The sequence below is a fragment of the Rhizobium pisi genome, from assembly GCF_003938655.1.
GTDB classification, from domain to species: domain Bacteria; phylum Pseudomonadota; class Alphaproteobacteria; order Rhizobiales; family Rhizobiaceae; genus Rhizobium; species Rhizobium pisi.
Genome location: NZ_RJJT01000002.1, coordinates 272992 through 291438 on the forward strand (window position 1 = coordinate 272992; position 18447 = coordinate 291438).

Sequence of the window (18447 nt, forward strand, 5' to 3'; positions counted from 1 at the left end):
CCAGTCCTGCGTTGTTTGTCGGACCTGTTGTTATCGTTCTCGTTCTATCTTGCAATGGGAGAAAGGAGATAGCTGTCCAGTCGCGCAGACCGGAAAGTCCAGCTCCGCCAGTCGCGCCGGCGCATCTCAAAATTCCTGGCGAGGTAGTACCGAACTGTCACCGCTTGGGTCCTCTGGTCCATCAGATGATCCGGCAGCTTGAGGAGATAGAGATCGAGTGCGGGAATGGCGGAAGGGCCGAGTGAGGAGAGATAATCGATATCAAGCGGCTGGCCTTCGAAGCTGATCTCCCGGCTGTGGGTGACATTGAAGCGGGCGCTGAAAGCGGGGAAATCGATGAAGGCGCTGATGTAGAGAACGGCGATGAGGGAAGCGAGGTTGGTGGCGATCAGCCATTCGTTGGATCGGTTCAGCAGAATGCGCAGCAGCATCAAGGCAAGGCCGATGGCGACGATGCCCATCCAGAGACCAGCGGCAACACGCAGTTCCGTCAGCGAATAGGCCTCGACGTAAAGCTCGAGCCGCAGCATCGAAGACAGGCAGAGAAGGATGTTCTGGCCGATCCATGCGTAGACAAGGCCGCGGATCAGGGGGCTTTTATCGCCGGGGCCATCGGGCCGCATGGCGAGGAGGACGAAACCGGCGGCAAGAAGCGCTGTCGCAATCAGCGGATAGGCGCCGCGATGAGCATATTCGGCATGGCTCATGTGATCGGGCAAATCGGCGCCGCCCCAGAGATAGACGAGATCGAGAAGCGTCTGCACGGCAAAGAGCGCATTGAAGAGAAGCAGCGACCGCAGCAGCGAGGCGTGGCCGAGCGGTGCATTTTTGGTCGGCACGATATGGAGCGCTCTGCTGGCTTGCGACCTCGCAGTGCGGCGTGCCAGCCGCGGCCGGAGCATCGCCCAGACGACCGCTGATATCACCACCCAGAAGCCGATCCGCCAGGGATCAAGAAACTGCAGCAGAAGGTCAAAACGGATACTGCGCAGCGTGACCTCGATGAGCGGATTCGCCGCCGCAAAAAGAAGCAGGAAGACCGATGCGAGAATGAGCGGCATCACGCAGAGGCCGATGCTTCTGCGGATTTCGGCTGAAGACGAATGTTTGGCCCGTGTCGCAAAATATCTCTTGCTGTCCTCGACAAGCCGGAATGGAATGACGACAGCGAAACGAAGAAACACAGAAGGCAGCTCGGTTAGGCTGCGCGGTACAAGTCTGGCGCAGGTGAGAGCAACTGACATCAGGGCGCAGAGGCAAAGAACAAAGCCCATGGGCGACGATGTTTCCAGCAGAGGCGCCGACGCCAGGATCGAAAAGCCGAGGAGAAGAGCCGCCGTTAAAGGCGAGAGGCTCTTCATGGCCGGGAACAGAATGCAGGCGCAGATGGCGAGCGCAAAGAGAAAAAGATTTATCCCGGGTTCCTGGCCAAAGATCAGAAAATCCGCCAGCGCCACGATGCCAAGCAGCACGGGAATTCGGCCGGGATTGCGTCTGATGGGCATCGGCGATGTCAAGGTGTCGGTTGTGTCCATTGCTGGTCCTCTCGTAAATGCCGCCGTTCCATCACGATGCGCATGCTTGCGGAGATCCCCTCGGAAAAGGCCCCCCGAGGCTGGCGCGTCTCTATCAGCCACCACCCGTCCTTGCGGAGGCGATCCGGCACAGCGGAGGGTGTGATGCGGGGCGGGGTGTCGTTCTTGCTCATGACAGGAAAATGCCCCGCCGGATTGCAGATTTTGTGCAGAAGGTGAGGAGCAATTCAGGAAAATCGCGCTGGCCTGCCAGGTCATTTAGGAAGTGCGAAGACGGCGTCGTCTACATCCCTCACGACAGGTTTTTCTTTTCCGCTTGACGGCGCCGGCGCGCGGAGGAGGTCGTAGAAATCGGTCTTTCTTAACGCGGATGGTATCCACAACTGGAAACTCCGCACTAGGTTCAGCCTGGACCCGTCAAATTCGCCGCGGCGGGCTCTTAGGCCACGGTCAACGAGACAACGGGGCAGACATCTGCCTTCACAATCCAGGTACTCCAAGGAGTTTCTCCCAATGCCGGACACCTCTCAAGCGCCGAAGACATTCCCAGCTCCCAAGGATCAACGCCTCCGGGATCTCGCCGACTGCATCCGTTTCCTCTCCATGGACGCGGTTCAACAGGCAAAGAGCGGTCACCCCGGCATGCCGATGGGTATGGCTGACATCGCGGCGGTTCTCTTTTCCGAGTTTCTGAAGTTCGATGCGGGCGATCCCCATTGGTTCGACCGCGATCGTTTCGTCATTTCCAACGGCCATGGCTCGATGTTGCTCTACAGCCTGCTCTATTTGACGGGCTACAAGGACATGACGATCGACGAGATCAAACGCTTCCGCCAGATCGACAGCCGCACCGCCGGTCACCCCGAATATCGTCACGCCACGGGCATCGAAACGACGACCGGCCCGCTGGGGCAGGGGATCGCAAACTCCGTTGGTCTGGCGCTCGGCGAGCGGATCATGAACGCCTCGTTCGGCGACAATCTGGTCAACCACCACACCTATGTCTTCCTGGGCGACGGCTGCCTGATGGAAGGCATCAGCCACGAGGCGATATCCCTTGCCGGACATCTGAAGCTCGGCAAGCTCATCGCCTTCTGGGACGACAACTCGATCTCGATCGACGGCGCGACAAGTCTTGCCGAATCCGATGACCATCCGGCACGTTTCCGCGCGGCGAACTGGCACGTCCAGCAGATCGATGGGCACGATACCGATGCGATCCGCGCTGCGATCATCGAGGCGCAGAAGGTGACGGATCGGCCGTCGATGATTGCCTGCAAAACCATCATCGGCTTCGGTTTCCCCACAAGGGCGGGAACGCAGAAGGCCCATAGCGACGCGCCCGGAGAGGACGAGATCGCCGGCGCCCGCAAGATCCTCGGCTGGACATCGCCTCCCTTCGAAATACCGCAAACGCTTCTGAGCGATTGGCGGAAGATCGGCGCCAAAGGCGAGTCGGCGCGGATGGCCTGGGCGATCCGTCTCCAGACCGCTTCGCCGGAGAAGCGAGACGATTTTCAACGACGGATGAAGGGAGAGCTTCCGTCCGGCTGGCGCGCCGCCATCGCTGCGGCAAAGCAGGAACTCTTAGGCTCCGAAAAGGACCTCGCCACCCGACAGGCGAGCGGCATCGTGCTCAACCATCTCTTCGATGCGATCCCTGAGCTGCTTGGCGGGTCGGCGGATCTGACGCCCTCGAACAACACCAAGGCCAAGAACCAGGTCGAGATCAAGCCTGGGGAATATGGTGGCTCCTATATTCACTATGGCGTCCGCGAGCACGGCATGGCGGCGGCGATGAACGGCTTGGCGCTGCATGGGGGGCTTGTTCCCTATGGCGGGACGTTCCTGACCTTTTCCGACTATTGCCGCCCGGCGATCCGGCTCGCAACGATCATGGAGGTCCGTTCGATTTTCGTGATGACGCATGACTCGATCGGATTGGGCGAGGACGGGCCTACACACCAGCCGATCGAACACCTGAGTGCACTGCGCGCCATTCCTCGCCTCGCCGTCTATCGTCCGGGCGACCCGATCGAAACGGCCGAGTGCTGGGAGGCGATCATGGATACGCCGCGGCAGGCGGCGCTGATTGCCCTGTCTCGCCAGCCGATGCCGCTTTTACGCCGCGACCCGACGGACGAGAACCGCTCGGCAAGGGGAGCCTACGTCCTTCAGGAAGCCGAAGGCGGCGAGCGGCAGCTGACGATTCTTGCCTCCGGCTCGGAACTGCATCTGGCGGTTGAAGCCCGCTCGGTGCTGCAGAACGAGGGGATCCGCACTGCCGTGATTTCGATGCCGTGCAGGCTGCTGTTCGAGAAGCAGGATGCCGCCTACAAGAGATCGGTGTTGGGTGAGACGCGAGCGAGAGTCGCCGTCGAAGCTGCCGTGCAGGATTCCTGGGACCGTTATCTCGGTGTGGACGGCGTGTTTGTCGGCATGCATGAATTCGGAGCATCCGGCAAAATCGACGACGTTTACAACAAGTTCGATATCACGACAGACGCCGTGATACGCGCTGGACGCGAAGCGACCGGAAAACAATCCTAGCGATCCAAAGCAGGCAACCAGGCCGAGCGCCGATTACCTAAATCTTGGCGCTCGCTTGGCGTTGTGGAGCAGTTCGCAGGCGGTCGCGAATGGCCCGAAAAGTTTGAGCAGCAGCGCTTGTTCCTCTGCGTCTATACGGTGACGAGCGCAGAACTCCGTTACGGACCAGACTTTTGTCAGATCGTCTGTTTCGATTTGTTTGGGTTCGATGTGTTCGGTCAACGGCGTCTCCTCCAAATGCCAAGACTACGCCCCCATGGCATTTATAAGAATTAGCTAAAAAATGCTATTTGCACAACCGAAGAAAGACGTCGTCACTCCGCTGCAACGGGGATACCGGACTATTGGATGGCACGGATGCTGTCAGGCTTTGTCGATCATCGCCACGCGCAAGATATGGTTCATGCGGTCTTGCCAGCCCGGGCCATCGGCCTGGAAATAGGCGAGCACGTCGCTGTCGAGCTTCAGCGAGACGAGTTCCTTTGCGTTGGGCAACACCGGCCGTTCGACGGCAGCGGGCACGGCGATCTTCTTCGCCGGTTTGAACAGTGCTTCCGCAGCGTCAAGTGGATTGAGCGGCCGGCGCGGTGGTCGGGACATAGACATCTCCAAAGGCGGGGTGTTGTCGCCACATTGTATCGCGTTGGTGCGTGAATACCGGTTGCTTCGTCTCCGTCGAAACACCCCAAGCATTCGCGGCTTATGGGTTGCGTCAGGCATCCTATGAGGATTCGAACGGTTTAGCCATCGCTGCAAGCTGTCCGGCTAGGGGTTTTACTTCCGCTCAGATGTAACCGCACCTTGCCGCGCCTTGCATCAAGACACGCGCACATATGAAAACGCCCGCCGATTATGCGGCGGGCGTCGTTTGTTCATGAACTCAGCCGCTGTTTAAACGAGGTGAGCGTCGGTGCCGGTGATGTTGAGCGTCAGGACGCCGACATCCGTGTGGCCTTCGCCGTCGGAGATCTTGTAGTACTGGACGTTTTCCGTGACCTGCTGGCCGGCAGTCAGGTCTTCCGTCAGCGTGTAGGTGAATTCACCATTCGGCTTGACGTGGAAGATGCCATGGTCGCCAGCGATGTCGGTAACGGCGTCGAGGCCGCTCTTGGCGCTGACGTTCGTGCCGTCGAACTGACGGAGGAAGAGCTTGCCGTTGTCGCCCTTAATGTCGTTGCTGAGAACGTTGCCACCCATGACGTCGCCTTCGGAGAAGCTGAAGTGGTCATCGACAGCCACCGGCTTGACCTGGGTTACGCCCTTGATGTTCAGGGAGAACACGCCGACGTCGGTGTGGCCGGCGCCGTCGGAGATCTTGTAGGTGACACGTTCGGTCAGCGTTTCACCGTTGGTGAAGCCGATCTTGGCAGCGTCGCTGAGAACGTAGGTATAGCTGCCGTCCGGCTTGACGAAGAAGGTGCCGAAGTCGCCATGGATCTCGGTGACCTGGCTGTTGCCCTGCTTGGCACCAACGCTTTCGCCGTCGAAGGCGCGCAGGTACAGGTGGCCGTTGTCGGAAGAATCGTTGGAAAGCAGATTTCCGGAAATTACGTCAGTTTCGTTAAATGTTGCACTATCATCAGTTGCGTGTATCGGCGAAGCCATTGCTCTCTCCTAAAATTGTTTATCGACGGGTCAATTTTGACCTTAGCGAGCGGCTCCTTTAACAACTGATTAATACTATAAGTCAATAACCTATTTACCAGAAGGTTAATTTCGCCGCCGATTTTCCCGTTGCTTCATTTCCGATGGAATAATTCCATTTTCACGCAAATTTGAAGAAAAATTGGCGAACTAATACGCGGATAACTTGAGTAAAATGCTAGAGACGGATACCTCCGGTGGAGTTTTGTGACGCAACGGGTTCGCCCGTTGCAATCGCGGTCTCCGAGACTTATTTTACAGCTGCGACCGATCGAAGCGGGACCGAAGCCGTATGGCTTGTAGGCGACACGCTTGCGCATCGCGCCATACGCTGCGCGATAAGCAATCCCACACACAAGCGATAACCCGGCCATGGCCGGCGAAGGATTTTTTTGAACGACCCAAAAAAAGTCACCGCGGTTGCGGCGGCCAAACCGCGTGAAGGTGACGAGTTCGCCGCCCCGCCGGGAGCTGGACGCCGTCTCCCTGCCTTCTCACCTGGCGCGAATTGCAGGCGCTGATTGTCGAGCAGCTCGGCTGAACGGCGATCATCACACCACCACTCAATAAGGAGAACTTGAAATGCAGGTACTCGTCAGAGACAACAACGTCGATCAGGCCCTCAGGGTTTTGAAAAAGAAAATGCAGCGCGAAGGCCTTTCCGCGAAATGAAGGAACGGCGCGCCTACGAGAAACCATCCGAACGTCGCGTCAGGGAAAAGGCGCAGGCGATCAGCCGGCAGCGCAAGGCTGCCCGCAAGAAGATGCAGCGCGAGGGCCTGCCTGCCGGGAGCAAGCGCACGGCTGCCCGCTAGCCGCTCCTGCCTGGGAGGCCTCCCAGGCCTCGGTGGTTATATCCGGAAAGGACAGACAATGGACGAACTGAACAGCCTCACCGTCTCGGAGGAACGCCTGGAAGATTGCCGCGATGTCGTGGAGCCGGATCTGCAGGATCTGATCCAACGCGCCCTGACATCCGGCTTTTCCCGGGAAGAGATCCTCATCGCGGTCAGCGAACTGGTCGCCGAAGACTTCGCAGTGGTCATGAAAACCCCGAGCGTCCATTGAGGGCGACCATGAGAAGATCAGGGGATCATGGCGACAACGCCGGGGTCAAGCTCTGACGCCGCTCAGCGCTGGCTGGCCGATGCCTTGACGAAATCGATGAACGCCCGCAGCGGCGCGGGGACCAGGCGCCGTCCGGGATAATAGAGGAACGGACCGGAAAAACGCTGCCACCATGGTTCGAGGATCGGCTCGAGGGCGCCGCTGTCGAGATGCGGGCGCAGCCAGTCCTCGAAAACGTGGATAATCCCCGTACCCGATATCGCAGCGTCCACCTTAAGATCGGTCGCCCCGCCGATCCTGACGATCAGGGGGCCGCTCGGCTCGACCCGAACCACCTCGCCGTCTCGCTCGAATTCCCAGGGCGTCGTCAGCGCGCCGCTGGCAAATCGGCCGAGCAGACAGGCATGGCCGAGCAATTCGCTCGGGTGCCGCGGCCGGCCATGACGATCGAGATAGTCGGGGGACGCCGCAGTGGCAAAGCGCTGCACGCGTGGGCCGATCGGCACGGCGATCATATCCTGCTCCAGCCGCTCATCATAACGGATGCCGGCGTCACAGCCGGCGGCGAGCACGTCGATGAAGCTCTCTTCGGCGACCACCTCCAGCCGAATGTCGGGATAGGCGGCGAGAAATGGCGGAACGATGGCGGGCAACACCAGCCGCGCCGCGCTGACCGGCACATTGAGCCGCAATGAACCGGCCGGCCTGTCGCGAAAACCGTTGACGACATCGAGGGCGGACTCCACTTCCGACAATGCGGGACCGAGCCGCTCCAGCAAACCCTTGCCCGCCTCTGTCGGAACGACGCTGCGCGTCGTGCGGTTGAGCAACCTGACGCCGAGTTGAGCCTCCAGCCGACGAACCGCCTCGCTGAGGAAGGAGGCGCTGCCGCCGCTGGCACGCGCGCCCTCACGAAAACCGCCGGCCTGTGCCACGGCCACGAAGGCATTCAAATCACTCAAGTCGACTTTCATTGTTCGCGATCCCGCACAGCCCGTACGGATTGTACCCAGTTTTCACGCGGCCGGACAACGCCTAACTTCGTGTCATCTCTTGAAAGGAGTTCGATCATGTCCACAATCGATCAGTCCGGCACATTCACCATCGGCGACCGTCGCGTCAAACGGCTTGGCTACGGCGCCATGCAGCTTGCGGGTCCAGGCGTGTTCGGTCCGCCCAGGGATCATGACGCCGCCTTGGCGGTGTTGCGCGAAGCCGTTGCTTCAGGCGTCAATCACATCGATACCAGCGACTTCTACGGCCCCCACGTCACCAACCGGATCATCCGCGAAGCGCTGCACCCTTATCGCGACGATCTCGTCATCGTCACCAAGATCGGCGCGCGGCGCGGGACGGATGGATCATGGATTCCGGCCTTCTCTCGCGAAGAGCTGACGCAGGCGGTACACGACAACCTCCGCAATCTCGGCCTGGATGTGCTCGACGTGGTCAACCTCAGAATCACGTTCGACCTGCATGGCCCCGCCGAAGGATCTATAGAGGAGCCCCTGGCGGTGCTTGCCGATCTTCAGCGACAAGGTCTCGTCCGTCAGGTGGGCTTAAGCAACGCCACATCGAAACAGGTCGCCGAAGGCCGCGGGATCACCGAGATCGTCTGCGTGCAGAACCAGTACAATCTCGCGCATCGGGCCGACGATGCCCTCATCGACGAGCTTGCGGGCAAGGGCATCGCTTATGTACCGTTCTTTCCGCTCGGCGGCTTTACCCCGCTGCAATCGTCCACGCTCTCCAACGTCGCCGCACGCCTTGGCGCCACGCCCATGCAGGTTGCGCTCGCCTGGCTGCTGCGCCGTGCGCCGAACATACTGCTGATCCCCGGCACCTCCTCCGTCGGCCATCTCAGGGAAAACCTCGCCGCCGCCGGACTGATGCTGCCGGATGATGCTGTCCAGGAACTGAACAGCATGGCGAAGACCGCCGTCTGACGCCATTGGAGGGTCGCGGGTGATCCGGTCGCTTACGCCATGCCTTCGCGCATGGCGTAAGCGCAGTGCCGTATCCGGCTGCGAAAACCCGTTGGGGCTATGCCTCAATAGCGCTCGGGAACGTATAGTTCCGGCGGCACTGGCGCCCTGATGTAATCGGCATGGCGAACGCGATCCGGCAACTCAATATCCTGCTTCGGGACATCCTCGTAAGGAATCTGCTCGAGCAGATGGGCGATGCAGTTCAGCCGGGCCCGCTTCTTGTCTACGGCCTGGACCACCCACCAGGGCGCTTCCTTGGTGTGCGTGCGCGCCAGCATTTCTTCCTTGGCCTTGGTATATTCTTCCCAGTGGACACGGCTTTCCATATCCATCGGCGAAAGCTTCCACTGCTTCAGCGGATCGTGGATGCGCATTTTGAAGCGAAATTCCTGCTCCTCGTCGGTGATCGAAAACCAGTATTTGATCAGCACGATCCCGGAACGGACGAGCATCCGCTCGAATTCCGGCACAGAGCGGAAGAACTCCTCGAGTTCGTCCGGGGTGCAGAAACCCATGACACGCTCGACGCCGGCGCGGTTGTACCAGCTGCGGTCGAAGAGCACCATTTCGCCGGCAGTCGGAAGATGCGGGACATAGCGCTGAAAATACCATTGATGGCGTTCCCGCTCGGTCGGCGCGGGCAGCGCGACCGTGCGGCAGACGCGCGGATTGAGCCTTTGGGTAACACGCTTGATCGCGCCGCCTTTGCCGGCAGAGTCCCGGCCTTCGAAAAGCACGACCACCTTCAGCTGCTTGTGCTGAACCCAGTCCTGCAAACGCACCAGCTCGTGCTGCAGCCGGAAGAGTTCCCGGAAATAGATCTTCCGCTCGAGTGTCTGCTCGGCCGGCTCCGACATTCCTTCGGCGACCAGATCGTCCAGTCGGTCCTCCTCCATCTGCATTTCCAGCTCCTCATCGAAGCTGTCGGCGATTTCGGCCTTTATCCGGCTAAGCTGGTCCTGATGTGTTTGAGACATGGCCTGTTCCTTTTTGCTTTTTTGACAGGAGCATGTCAGTGCGAAGTTTGTGTGACAGTTCTGACAACCGTCCACCGAGATGGCCCGACCCCAGCCACCGAAGCGCGTCTACAGCTGCCCCGCCCGGTACTGATCGACAAGGTTCCGGCATGCGCGGATCGTCAGGGCCATGACGGTGAGCGTCGTGCCGGCGATACCGCTGCCGGGAAAGGCGCTGGCATCGGTGACGATGAGGTTCGGCGCATCCCAGACCTGGTTGTAAGAGTTGAGCACCGCGGCCTCCGGGGTTTGGCCCATGCGCGCGCCGCCCGTCTCGTGAATTGCCGCGCCCATGCACATGGTCTTGCGGAACCATTTGCGGAACATGAAACGGCTGAAGGCATCGGCGTCGGGGAAGGCACCCTTGCCCATCTCCTTGAGGCCTGTGGGCGAGCCGATGAATTCGAGGTCGCCGCCAACTTCCCTGACCATGGCGATGAGCGTCTCCTCCTGACGGCTGAGCAGCGCCCGTTCCTCCTCCTGCATGACGCAGCGGATATGCGGCACGGGAATGTTCCAGGCATCCCTGCGCCTGGCATCGAGGGTGATGCGATTGTCGGCGTAGGGCAGCATTCGGCCAAAGCCGAAGAAGGCGAGACGCGCATCGGTGTGCTCCGAGACCGGCGCGCGACCGACGCTGCCCTGGTAATCGAAATCGCCGCGGGCAACGTCACCTTCGCCGAAGCGGGGAATGAAGATCCCGCCTGACGGATTGTAGAATGGGTCGGTTGGTGCGGAATCGTCGTGCGCCCAACCTTTGGCTTTGGAAAAGGAGCCGAAGGCGAGGCAGGGAAGCTGGTCCATGAAATAGCGGCCGAGAGCGCCCGAGCTGTTGCCGAGCCCATCGGGATGTTTCGCCGAAGCCGAATTCAGGAGCAGCCGCACGCTCTCGATCGGCGAGGCCGAGAGCACCACTGTCGCGGCGTGGGCGGTCGATACCTCGCCGGTGTTGCGATCGATGAACTCAGCGCCGGTGGCGCGGCCGGTTTTCTCGTCCGTGGTGATGCCGCGAACGACGGCATCGTAACGGATCGTCAGCCGGCCGCTGGCCTTTGCTTCGCGCAGTGGCCGCGGCATGCGGTCGGCGTCGGGCGCGATATAGCGCCACGAGATGACGTGCCGCTCCGGCCAGCGGCTTTCGACCGCCTGCTTGAAGGTCTGTTCGGCGGGCGTCAGGCTTGCCGGCTTCGCATAGACGCCGTCCGGCAGGGTCGGCACGTTGTCCTTATTGCCGTAAAGCCCGAGATAGGCCTCCACCTCGTCGTAGAAAGGCGCCAGCTCGTCATAGGAGACCGGCCAGTCGACGCCCTTTCCGGCGCGTGTGTGGATCTTGAAATCGTCGTCGGTCCAGCGCAGCAGCACCCGCCCGAAACTGTGGAGGCGCCCGCCGCCCTGGCGGCCGCGGATCCAGAGGAAGGGTTCGCCCTTCGGCGTCGTATAGGGGTTCTTGCGATCGTTGACGAAGAAATGGCTGAAGCGTTCGGTGAAAAACGCCGCGCGCGCCTGGATCGGCTGGCCCTTGAGGGTCGCGCGCGCGCGCTCCCAGATATTGATGCTGCTTGCCGGCGCCTTCTTGCGCGCCGGGTCGAAATCCCCAGGCCCGACGGCGGGACCCGCCTCGAGCAGCAGCACCGACAGCCCTTGCGCCGTCAGTTCTTTTACCGCGAAGGAACCCGCCGCGCCGGAGCCGATCACCAGCGCATCATAGACGATCTCAGGCATGTCTTTTCAAATCCTGTCCTGGAGCAATCCTCAAAACGACGCGAAGCGCGTGCGGAATTGCGGGAAAACAAAGGGATGGCGCGTCACAGCCGCGATCCGTCGGCGCCGAAGAGGGAGGCCTTGGCGATATCGAGCCCGGGAGCCACGGCATCGCCGGGCTCGAGTGTGACGTCGCCCATCAGCCGGAGCGAGAGGCTCTGGTCCGCCCAGTCGAACCAGACGACGGCATCCGAACCCATCGGCTCGACAACGGAAACGCGGCCCAGAATGGTGGGCAGGCCGCTTTCGGCGCCGTCGAGCACAAGATGCTCAGGGCGAAAGCCGAGTGTAGCCGGTCCTTCAGCTACGGCTGCGCGGAAGGAGTAGTCGGAGAGATCGATGGTCAGCCCCTTGCTCCTGAAGACTAGCGGCCCGTCGCCGCGCTCGATCCGGCCCTCGACGAAATTCATCGCCGGAGCGCCGATGAAACCGGCAACGAAGAGATTGGCCGGGCGGCGGTAAATCTCGGCCGGGGAGGAGAGCTGTTGGATCACGCCGTCGCGCATGATGGCGATACGATCGGCAAGGGTGAGGGCCTCGACCTGATCGTGGGTCACGTAGATCATCGTATTGCCGAGGCGCTGGTGCAGCTTCTTGATCTCGACGCGCAGTTCGTTGCGCAGTTTGGCGTCGAGGTTCGACAGCGGTTCGTCGAAGAGGAAGACATCGACTTCACGCACCAGCGCCCGGCCGATGGCGACGCGCTGGCGCTGGCCGCCCGACAGTTCGGCAGGGCGCCGGTCGAGCAGCTTGTCGAGATGGAGAAGGGCGGCGGTGCGGGCGACGCGTGCCTCGATCTCGTCCTTCGGCAGGCCGGCGACGCGCAGGCCGAAGGAAAGGTTCTTGCGCACCGACATGCGGGGATAGAGCGCGTAGGACTGGAAGACCATGCCGATGCCGCGGTCTTTCGGCTCCTCCCAGCTGACATTCTTGCCCGAGATCCAGACTTCGCCTGATGTAATGTCCTGCAGGCCGGCAATGGCGTTCAGAAGCGTGGACTTGCCGCAGCCGGAAGGCCCAAGCAATACCAGGAACTCGCGCGGCGCGATGTCGATGGACATCTTCTCGATCACCGTGTGATCGCCATAGGCGATCTTCAGGTCCTTGACGGAGACGGCAGATTGCATGGAAGCGTTACCCCTTGACTGCGCCGGCCGCGATGCCGCGCACGAACCAGCGGCCGGACAGGAAATAGATGGCGAGCGGAACGATGGCGGTCAGGATGGTCGCCGCCATGTTCACATTGTAGGTCCGCTCGCCCATCGTGGTGTTGACGATATTGTTGAGCTGCACGGTCATCGGCAGGTTGTCGCGCCCGGCGAAGACGAGACCGAGCAGGAAATCGTTCCAGATGCCGGTGAATTGTAGCATGGAGACGACCACGACCATCGGCACGGCGATCGGCAGCATGATCTCGAAAAAGATGCGCCAGAAGCCCGCACCGTCGACGCGTGCCGCCTTGCAGAGTTCCTCCGGGACGCTGACGAAATAGTTGCGGAAGAGCAGCGTCACCAGCGGCAGGCCGAAGATGACGTGGACGAGAATGATGCCGGCGAGCGAATTGTAGAGATCGATATTCGCCATCGCCCGGACCATCGGATAGAGGAAGATCTGGTAGGGGATGAGGCCGCCGGCCATCAGCAGACCGAAGAGCAGGTTTGCCCCGCGCGGGCGCCAGAGCGACAGTGCATAGCCGTTGACGGCGCCGATGAAGACCGAGAGCGCCACCGAGGGAAGGGTGATTGCCACCGAATTCCAGAAGCCGCTGCGAATACCGACGCAGACTGTTCCCATGCAGGCGCCCGACCATGCGGTCATCCAGGCGGAAAAATCGAGCCTGGCCGGCAGGGCGAATATCTCTCCGAGCCGGATTTCGTCCATGGACTTCAGCGAAGTGACGACCATGGTGTAGAGCGGCAAAAGGAAGAACAGCGCTGCGACAACAAGGAAGGTATAGAGACCAATGCGCCCGGCGGTGATCTGTACCGGCTTCGGGCCGTTTGGATGAGGATCGGCCATTACGCGGCTCCCTTCGCTTTGCCGCGCATGTGCATCGCGTAGCGGAACGGGGCGACGGCGATAATCACGCCGAGGACGAGCACCGTCGCGCCGGCTGTCGCAAGGCCGAGGTTCTGGCGCCCGAACAGATTGTCCATGATGAATTTCGCCGGCACTTCCGTTGCATTGCCGGGGCCGCCATTGGTCATGGCGACGACGATGTCATAGGTCTTGATCACACCCATGGCGAGCAGCATGCCGGCGGCGGCCAGCGCCGGCCCGAGCTGCGGCAGGATGATCGAGACGTAGATGCGCCAGACGGGAATGCCGTCGATCCGCGCCGCCTTCCATTGCTCGGCCTCGATGCCGCGCATGCCGGCGAGCGCAATGACCATGACAAGCCCCGCGCCCTGCCAGACGCCAGCGAGCACCAGCGCATAGATCGCCATGTCGCGATTGACGACCCAATCGAGGACGAAGCTTTCCCAGCCAAGCGACCGCACGCTTGCCTGAATGCCGAGTGTGGGATTGAGCATCCATTGCCAGATCAGCCCCGTCACCACGAAGGACATGGCATAGGGATAAAGGAATATGGTCCTGAAGGCGCTTTCGAAACGGATCTTGCGGTCCAGTGCTGCGGCCAGCAGGAAGCCGAGCAGCAGGCAGCCCGCGACGTAAAGGACGCCGAAGATCAGCACGTTTTGCAGCGAGGCCAGCCATTTGGCGGAAGAGAAGAGCTTCGAATACTGCGCAAAGCCGACATAGATCGAAGATGGAAACAGCGTCGAATTGGTGAACGACAGCCGGATCGACCAGGCCATGGTGCCGATAAAGACTGCGACCGCGACAAACCATGTCGGCAGCAGCGCGATGGTGGCGGAAAGATTGGCTTTGCGTTTGATGGACATCGGCCAGCTCGTTGACGGGAAAACGGGGCACAGGCTGCCATGCAAGGTGACGGCCCGGCAGCCGTGGCGTCGGGATCAACCCGACGCCACGGGCACGATCCTACTCGAAGATGGCGAAGAAGTTCTTGGCCGCAGCGCCTGCGTCGTCCGAACCGCCGCTCCAGTATTCGTCGACGAAATCGTCGAGCGCGCCGACCTGCTGGGGCGTTAGCACGATCGCCTGGTCCGGCACGATGGCGTCGGCACTCATCAGTTCGGCGCCCTTCTGGGCACAGGTATCCAGTTTAGACTTGTCAACATCGGAGCGCATCGGCACCGAGCCCTTCTTGAGGGCGAATTCAACCTGGACTGTCGGGTCCATGACGACTTCGGCGAGCAGTTTCTGCGCCTTGTCGGTCGCAGCATTGCCCGTTTTGGGGAACCAGAGGGAGTCGGCGATATAGACCATGCCCTTCGATTCCGGTGCGATCATGCAGCCGTAATCCTTGCCCGGCACCTTGCCGGCAACGGTGAACTCGCCCTTTGCCCAGTCGCCCATGAACTGCACGCCGGCCTTGGCGGTGATCAGCATGGCGGTCGCGTCGTTCCAGTTGCGGCCGGCAGCGCCGGCATCGACATAGCCGCGCAGCTTGCCGAGGATTGCGAGCGTCTTCTTCGCGCCCTCGACGGATGCCTCGCTCTTGTCCTTGTCGGCATAGATCTTCAGGAAGCCGTCGATCCCGACCTGCGAGAGCAGGATCATGTTGAAGACCTTGGTCTGCTGCCAGGGCTGACCACCCCAGGCGACCGGGACGACGCCGGCAGCCTTCAGCTTATCGAGATCGGCGAAGAACTCGTCCCAGGTCTTGGGCTCCTGCGAAATACCGGCCTTATCGAAGGCCTCCTTGGAATAGAAGACCCAGCTTTCGCCATGGGCTCCGGTGGGCGCCAGATAGACCTTGCCGTCATAGGAAATGAGATCCTGGATCGATTTCGGCAGGGCGTCGGCCCATTTACCGGCGGCGGCCACGTCATCGATCGGATTGAACAGGCCCTGGCTGACGAAATCGGCGGCTGCGAGGCCAATGACGCCCTGCTTGGCGCCGGGCGCGTCACCCGCGACGATACGGTTCTGGAAAGCGGCATCGGCTGCGCCGAAACCAGCGATCGAGGAATCTTTCCAGACGCCGCCGCGCTTTTCGAATTCCGTCTTGATGACGTTCAGGGCCGCCGCCTCGCCGCCCGACGTCCAGGACGACATGATCTCGATCGTCGGCTTGTCCTCGGCATGCGCCGAGGCGAAAAAACCGGCAAGTGCCACGCCGGCAAGAAAGAGCTTCATCATGGTCTTCATAGATCCACCTCTTGAAAATGCCCTCTTTGCGGGGCGTTTGTTGTCTTGGAATTGTTGTCAGCGATAGATCGGCAGGAGCGCCTGCCGGACGAGCGTAAGCCCGTTGGCGATGTCGCGGACGGGATCGGGCGCGGCATCGAGTTCGAGGATCGCCCAGCCTTCATAGGCCCGGTCGCGCAGCAGCCGGATCCAGGCCGGCCAGTCGACCCGTCCGAGGCCGAAACTGCAGAAGTAGGGCTGGTGGCTTTCGTGGATGTGTCTGTCGATCGGCGTGTCGACCGGCATCGGGCCGATCGCATCCTTCCAGTGGGCGATGATCATGCGTTCGTGATGGCGATCGACGAGCTGGACGGGATCGGAGCCGGCAACGATGATATGGGCCGTATCAGGGCACATATGCACATAGGCCGGATCGGTGAGCATCATCATCAGGTCGACGTCGCGCGCACTGGCAAAGATCGAGTGCGCCTCAGTGTGCAGTGCAAGCCGCACGCCCCTGGCAAAAAGGATCGCACCGAGCCGGTTGAGGAAGTCGGCAATCACTTTGGCGCGGTCGAAATCGTGGAACTGCACCGGCTGGGCGCCGAGCGTCTGGCGTAAGGGCCCGCCGATCACCATGATGTCGCTGCCGCAGGCCTTCAGGAAATCGGCATAGCGCTCCGCCTTGTCGATCAGCGCACGCTGGGCCTCGGGGTCGGCAAAGTCGCCGGCCGCTTCGAGCTCGGCGAAGAAGCCGCTGCACAGAGTCAGGCCGCGCCTTGCCAGCTCGGCCCCGAAGGCGTCGACGGAACCATAGGTCTTGATGGCGTCCTGCCAGTTGAAGGGAGAGAAGGTCAGCTCGACGCCGGTGACGCCGGAGGCCTGGACGCTGTCGAGTATCTTGTCCCAGAAGGCTCGCGGCTCGCCGCGCGCATGGTCGACGATCGCTTCATGGCTGTCGACGCCCCAGAAACCGGGATGGAAGAATGTCACGAGATCGACGCCGAAGCGCAGCCTGTCGCCAGTAGCCATAACCTATCCATTTCCTAAGGCATGGCCTACCCGCGTGCGGAAGGATGTTCCGCATCCAATAAGCCATGGATTTTCAACGCATTAAGGATTGGCAATCGTTTGCCATGACCAAATGATAATCAAGCTGGTTTTTTAAGCAAGCGATTTTTGGCAAACGTTTGCTATAAATCGTCGCCTGCCTTAAAGTTGCAAATCGAAGCATCCGGAAGAGAGAAGCAAAAGTGAACAAAAACAAGGATGTGGCCGGAGAGGAGCAATCGGGCGCGTTGATGGCCGATGTTGCGCGGCTCGCCGGCGTGGCGATCTCGACGGTCAGCCGGGCGCTTGCCAATCCCGGGCGGGTCAACGAAAAGACCCGCGCCAAGATCAATGCGGCAGCGAGACAGCTCGGCTATACGCCGAATGCCATGGCGCGCGGTCTGAGAGTTGGCAAATCCAACATCGTCATGATCATCCTGCCGGGATCGCTTTATTACGGTGTCTCCCAGATTATTCCGCAGGTTCTGCAGAGCATCAACAAGTCGCTCATTCAGGGCGGCTACAACCTGATGATCGCCAACCTCGACCGCGACGAGATTTCCGAACGGCATATTCTCGACCTCGCCTTCGGCGGCAGCGTGCGAGGGGCCATCATCCTGTCGTCGAAGCTTCCTGAAGTGGACGGACGCTCGCTTGCCGGTTCCGGCCTGCCGATCGTTTCAATGCTGCTCGACATGAGCGATGCGGGCCTGCAGAGCGTCGTGACCAACGACCGTGAGGCGGTGCGCGATGTCACGGCCGAACTCATCCGGCTGGGCCACCGACGGTTCTTCTATCTGGCAGGGCCTGAAGACAATTATCACGATGTCGAACGTTATGCCGGCGTGCTCGAGGCGCTCGGGGCGGCGGGATTGTCCGAGGAGCTGGTGCATCGTTCGGGCGGTCAGCTCGATTATCAACACGGCTTCGACATAGGCGTTCAGGCAGCGGATGATTTCGTGCAGCTGACCGAGAAGCCGACGGCAGTCATCGCCACCAGCGACGACATGGCCATCTCATTTGTCAGCCGGATCCAGCGTACGGGCTTGAGCATTCCCGATGATCTCTCGGTCGTCTCCTTCGACGGCTCGCCCGTCTGCGAATTCTCCTCCCCGCCGCTCTCGACGATCGAGCAGCCGGTGGAAGAGATGGGACGCGCGGCGGTCGATCTCCTGCTCGATGCCATTGACCAGCGGCAAAAAGCGGGGAAAGTCCGCACCGTTATCCGCAGCAAGCTTATTCTGCGGGAGAGCGTCGCTCCTCCGAGGAGCTGACGGAGCCGGCCCCTCCGCGGAACGTCGATGGCGATGTCTCGATGAGGCTTGATGCCGAAACGGGAACCCTTGAGCAGATCTTGCTCTCGGCCGAAGCCTGGGCGAGAGAAGCACGCGCGATGGGAGGCGCTGTTTCCAAAAACGCTTTGCTCTTCGATGGATTCTATTTCGTCTAGCCGGGCTGGCTGCCATCAAGAACGTCAAGCGACAGGTCCCCATAGGGCGCGGATTGCGCTCCATCAAAACTTCGTCTGACCCCATCAGTCGACACGTCGTGCTACGAAAATCACAACACCGGGCGATCTGAAACTTCGGCTATGCGCGGTGGAATTTTGAAATTCCG

General features: G+C 61.0%; 16 protein-coding genes and 1 pseudogene. 5 read left to right on the top strand and 12 right to left on the bottom strand.

The annotated features are described in order from the left end of the window. Positions 1 to 44 precede the first annotated feature (44 nt). Positions 45 to 1535, bottom strand: coding sequence for a DUF4153 domain-containing protein (locus EFD55_RS03935; RefSeq protein ID WP_125843184.1), 1491 nt, complete (start codon positions 1533 to 1535; stop codon positions 45 to 47). A 513-nt stretch (positions 1536 to 2048) separates the two neighbouring features. Between EFD55_RS03935 and tkt the strand changes: the two genes are divergently transcribed. Further along, positions 2049 to 4085, top strand: coding sequence for a transketolase (gene tkt, locus EFD55_RS03945; RefSeq protein ID WP_125843188.1), 2037 nt, complete (start codon positions 2049 to 2051; stop codon positions 4083 to 4085). A gap of 33 nt (positions 4086 to 4118) precedes the next feature. On the opposite strand, the gene EFD55_RS03950 is transcribed toward tkt, so the two are convergent. The 3 genes from EFD55_RS03950 to rapA2 form a co-directional block, all read right to left on the bottom strand. Continuing rightward, positions 4119 to 4307 (bottom strand): hypothetical protein, encoded by a 189-nt coding sequence (locus tag EFD55_RS03950; RefSeq protein ID WP_064841742.1) that lies wholly within the window; start codon positions 4305 to 4307, stop codon positions 4119 to 4121. A 141-nt stretch (positions 4308 to 4448) separates the two neighbouring features. Further along, positions 4449 to 4685 (bottom strand): BrnA antitoxin family protein, encoded by a 237-nt coding sequence (locus tag EFD55_RS03955; protein WP_125843190.1) that lies wholly within the window; start codon positions 4683 to 4685, stop codon positions 4449 to 4451. A 291-nt stretch (positions 4686 to 4976) separates the two neighbouring features. After that, positions 4977 to 5690: a calcium-binding lectin RapA2 gene (rapA2, locus tag EFD55_RS03960; RefSeq protein ID WP_125843192.1), complete on the bottom strand. Its 714-nt coding sequence runs from the start codon at positions 5688 to 5690 to the stop codon at positions 4977 to 4979. Between the two features lie 621 nt (positions 5691 to 6311). On the opposite strand from rapA2, the pseudogene rpsU reads away from it, so the two are divergent. Together rpsU and EFD55_RS03970 are read left to right on the top strand one after the other, a co-directional pair. After that, positions 6312 to 6544, top strand: a pseudogene (rpsU, locus tag EFD55_RS03965) (30S ribosomal protein S21). A gap of 58 nt (positions 6545 to 6602) precedes the next feature. After that, positions 6603 to 6797, top strand: coding sequence for a hypothetical protein (locus EFD55_RS03970; protein ID WP_125843194.1), 195 nt, complete (start codon positions 6603 to 6605; stop codon positions 6795 to 6797). A gap of 62 nt (positions 6798 to 6859) precedes the next feature. Here the strand turns inward: EFD55_RS03970 and EFD55_RS03975 are convergent, their stop codons facing one another. Further along, positions 6860 to 7771, bottom strand: coding sequence for a LysR family transcriptional regulator (locus EFD55_RS03975; RefSeq protein WP_125843196.1), 912 nt, complete (start codon positions 7769 to 7771; stop codon positions 6860 to 6862). Positions 7772 to 7867: 96 nt separating this feature from the next. On the opposite strand from EFD55_RS03975, the gene EFD55_RS03980 reads away from it, so the two are divergent. Next, positions 7868 to 8743, top strand: coding sequence for an aldo/keto reductase family oxidoreductase (locus EFD55_RS03980; RefSeq protein WP_125843198.1), 876 nt, complete (start codon positions 7868 to 7870; stop codon positions 8741 to 8743). A gap of 104 nt (positions 8744 to 8847) precedes the next feature. Here the strand turns inward: EFD55_RS03980 and ppk2 are convergent, their stop codons facing one another. From ppk2 to EFD55_RS04015, 7 genes are all read right to left on the bottom strand, one after another. Next, positions 8848 to 9762, bottom strand: coding sequence for a polyphosphate kinase 2 (gene ppk2 / locus EFD55_RS03985; protein ID WP_125843200.1), 915 nt, complete (start codon positions 9760 to 9762; stop codon positions 8848 to 8850). A 108-nt stretch (positions 9763 to 9870) separates the two neighbouring features. Next, entirely contained in the window at positions 9871 to 11523 is a 1653-nt protein-coding gene (locus EFD55_RS03990) for a GMC oxidoreductase (RefSeq protein ID WP_125843202.1), read from the bottom strand. Positions 11524 to 11606: 83 nt separating this feature from the next. Beyond that, positions 11607 to 12689: an ABC transporter ATP-binding protein gene (locus EFD55_RS03995; RefSeq protein ID WP_125843204.1), complete on the bottom strand. Its 1083-nt coding sequence runs from the start codon at positions 12687 to 12689 to the stop codon at positions 11607 to 11609. A gap of 7 nt (positions 12690 to 12696) precedes the next feature. Further along, entirely contained in the window at positions 12697 to 13581 is an 885-nt protein-coding gene (locus EFD55_RS04000; RefSeq protein ID WP_125843206.1) for a carbohydrate ABC transporter permease, read from the bottom strand. Continuing rightward, positions 13581 to 14468: a carbohydrate ABC transporter permease gene (locus EFD55_RS04005; protein ID WP_125843208.1), complete on the bottom strand. Its 888-nt coding sequence runs from the start codon at positions 14466 to 14468 to the stop codon at positions 13581 to 13583. The genes EFD55_RS04000 and EFD55_RS04005 overlap by 1 nt, the downstream gene beginning before the upstream one ends. Positions 14469 to 14568: 100 nt before the next feature. Further along, positions 14569 to 15801 (bottom strand): ABC transporter substrate-binding protein, encoded by a 1233-nt coding sequence (locus EFD55_RS04010; protein WP_125843209.1) that lies wholly within the window; start codon positions 15799 to 15801, stop codon positions 14569 to 14571. Positions 15802 to 15858: 57 nt separating this feature from the next. Continuing rightward, positions 15859 to 16812 carry a sugar phosphate isomerase/epimerase family protein gene (locus EFD55_RS04015; protein ID WP_125843212.1) on the bottom strand — a complete coding sequence of 318 codons (954 nt, stop codon included), beginning with the start codon at positions 16810 to 16812 and terminating at the stop codon, positions 15859 to 15861. A gap of 221 nt (positions 16813 to 17033) precedes the next feature. Here EFD55_RS04015 and EFD55_RS04020 point away from each other — a divergent pair, with 221 nt between their 5' ends. Continuing rightward, the gene (locus EFD55_RS04020) at positions 17034 to 18104 is read left to right on the top strand and encodes a LacI family DNA-binding transcriptional regulator (RefSeq protein ID WP_125843214.1); all 1071 of its coding nucleotides are present in this window, start codon (positions 17034 to 17036) and stop codon (positions 18102 to 18104) included. The last annotated feature ends 343 nt before the right edge of the window (positions 18105 to 18447 follow it).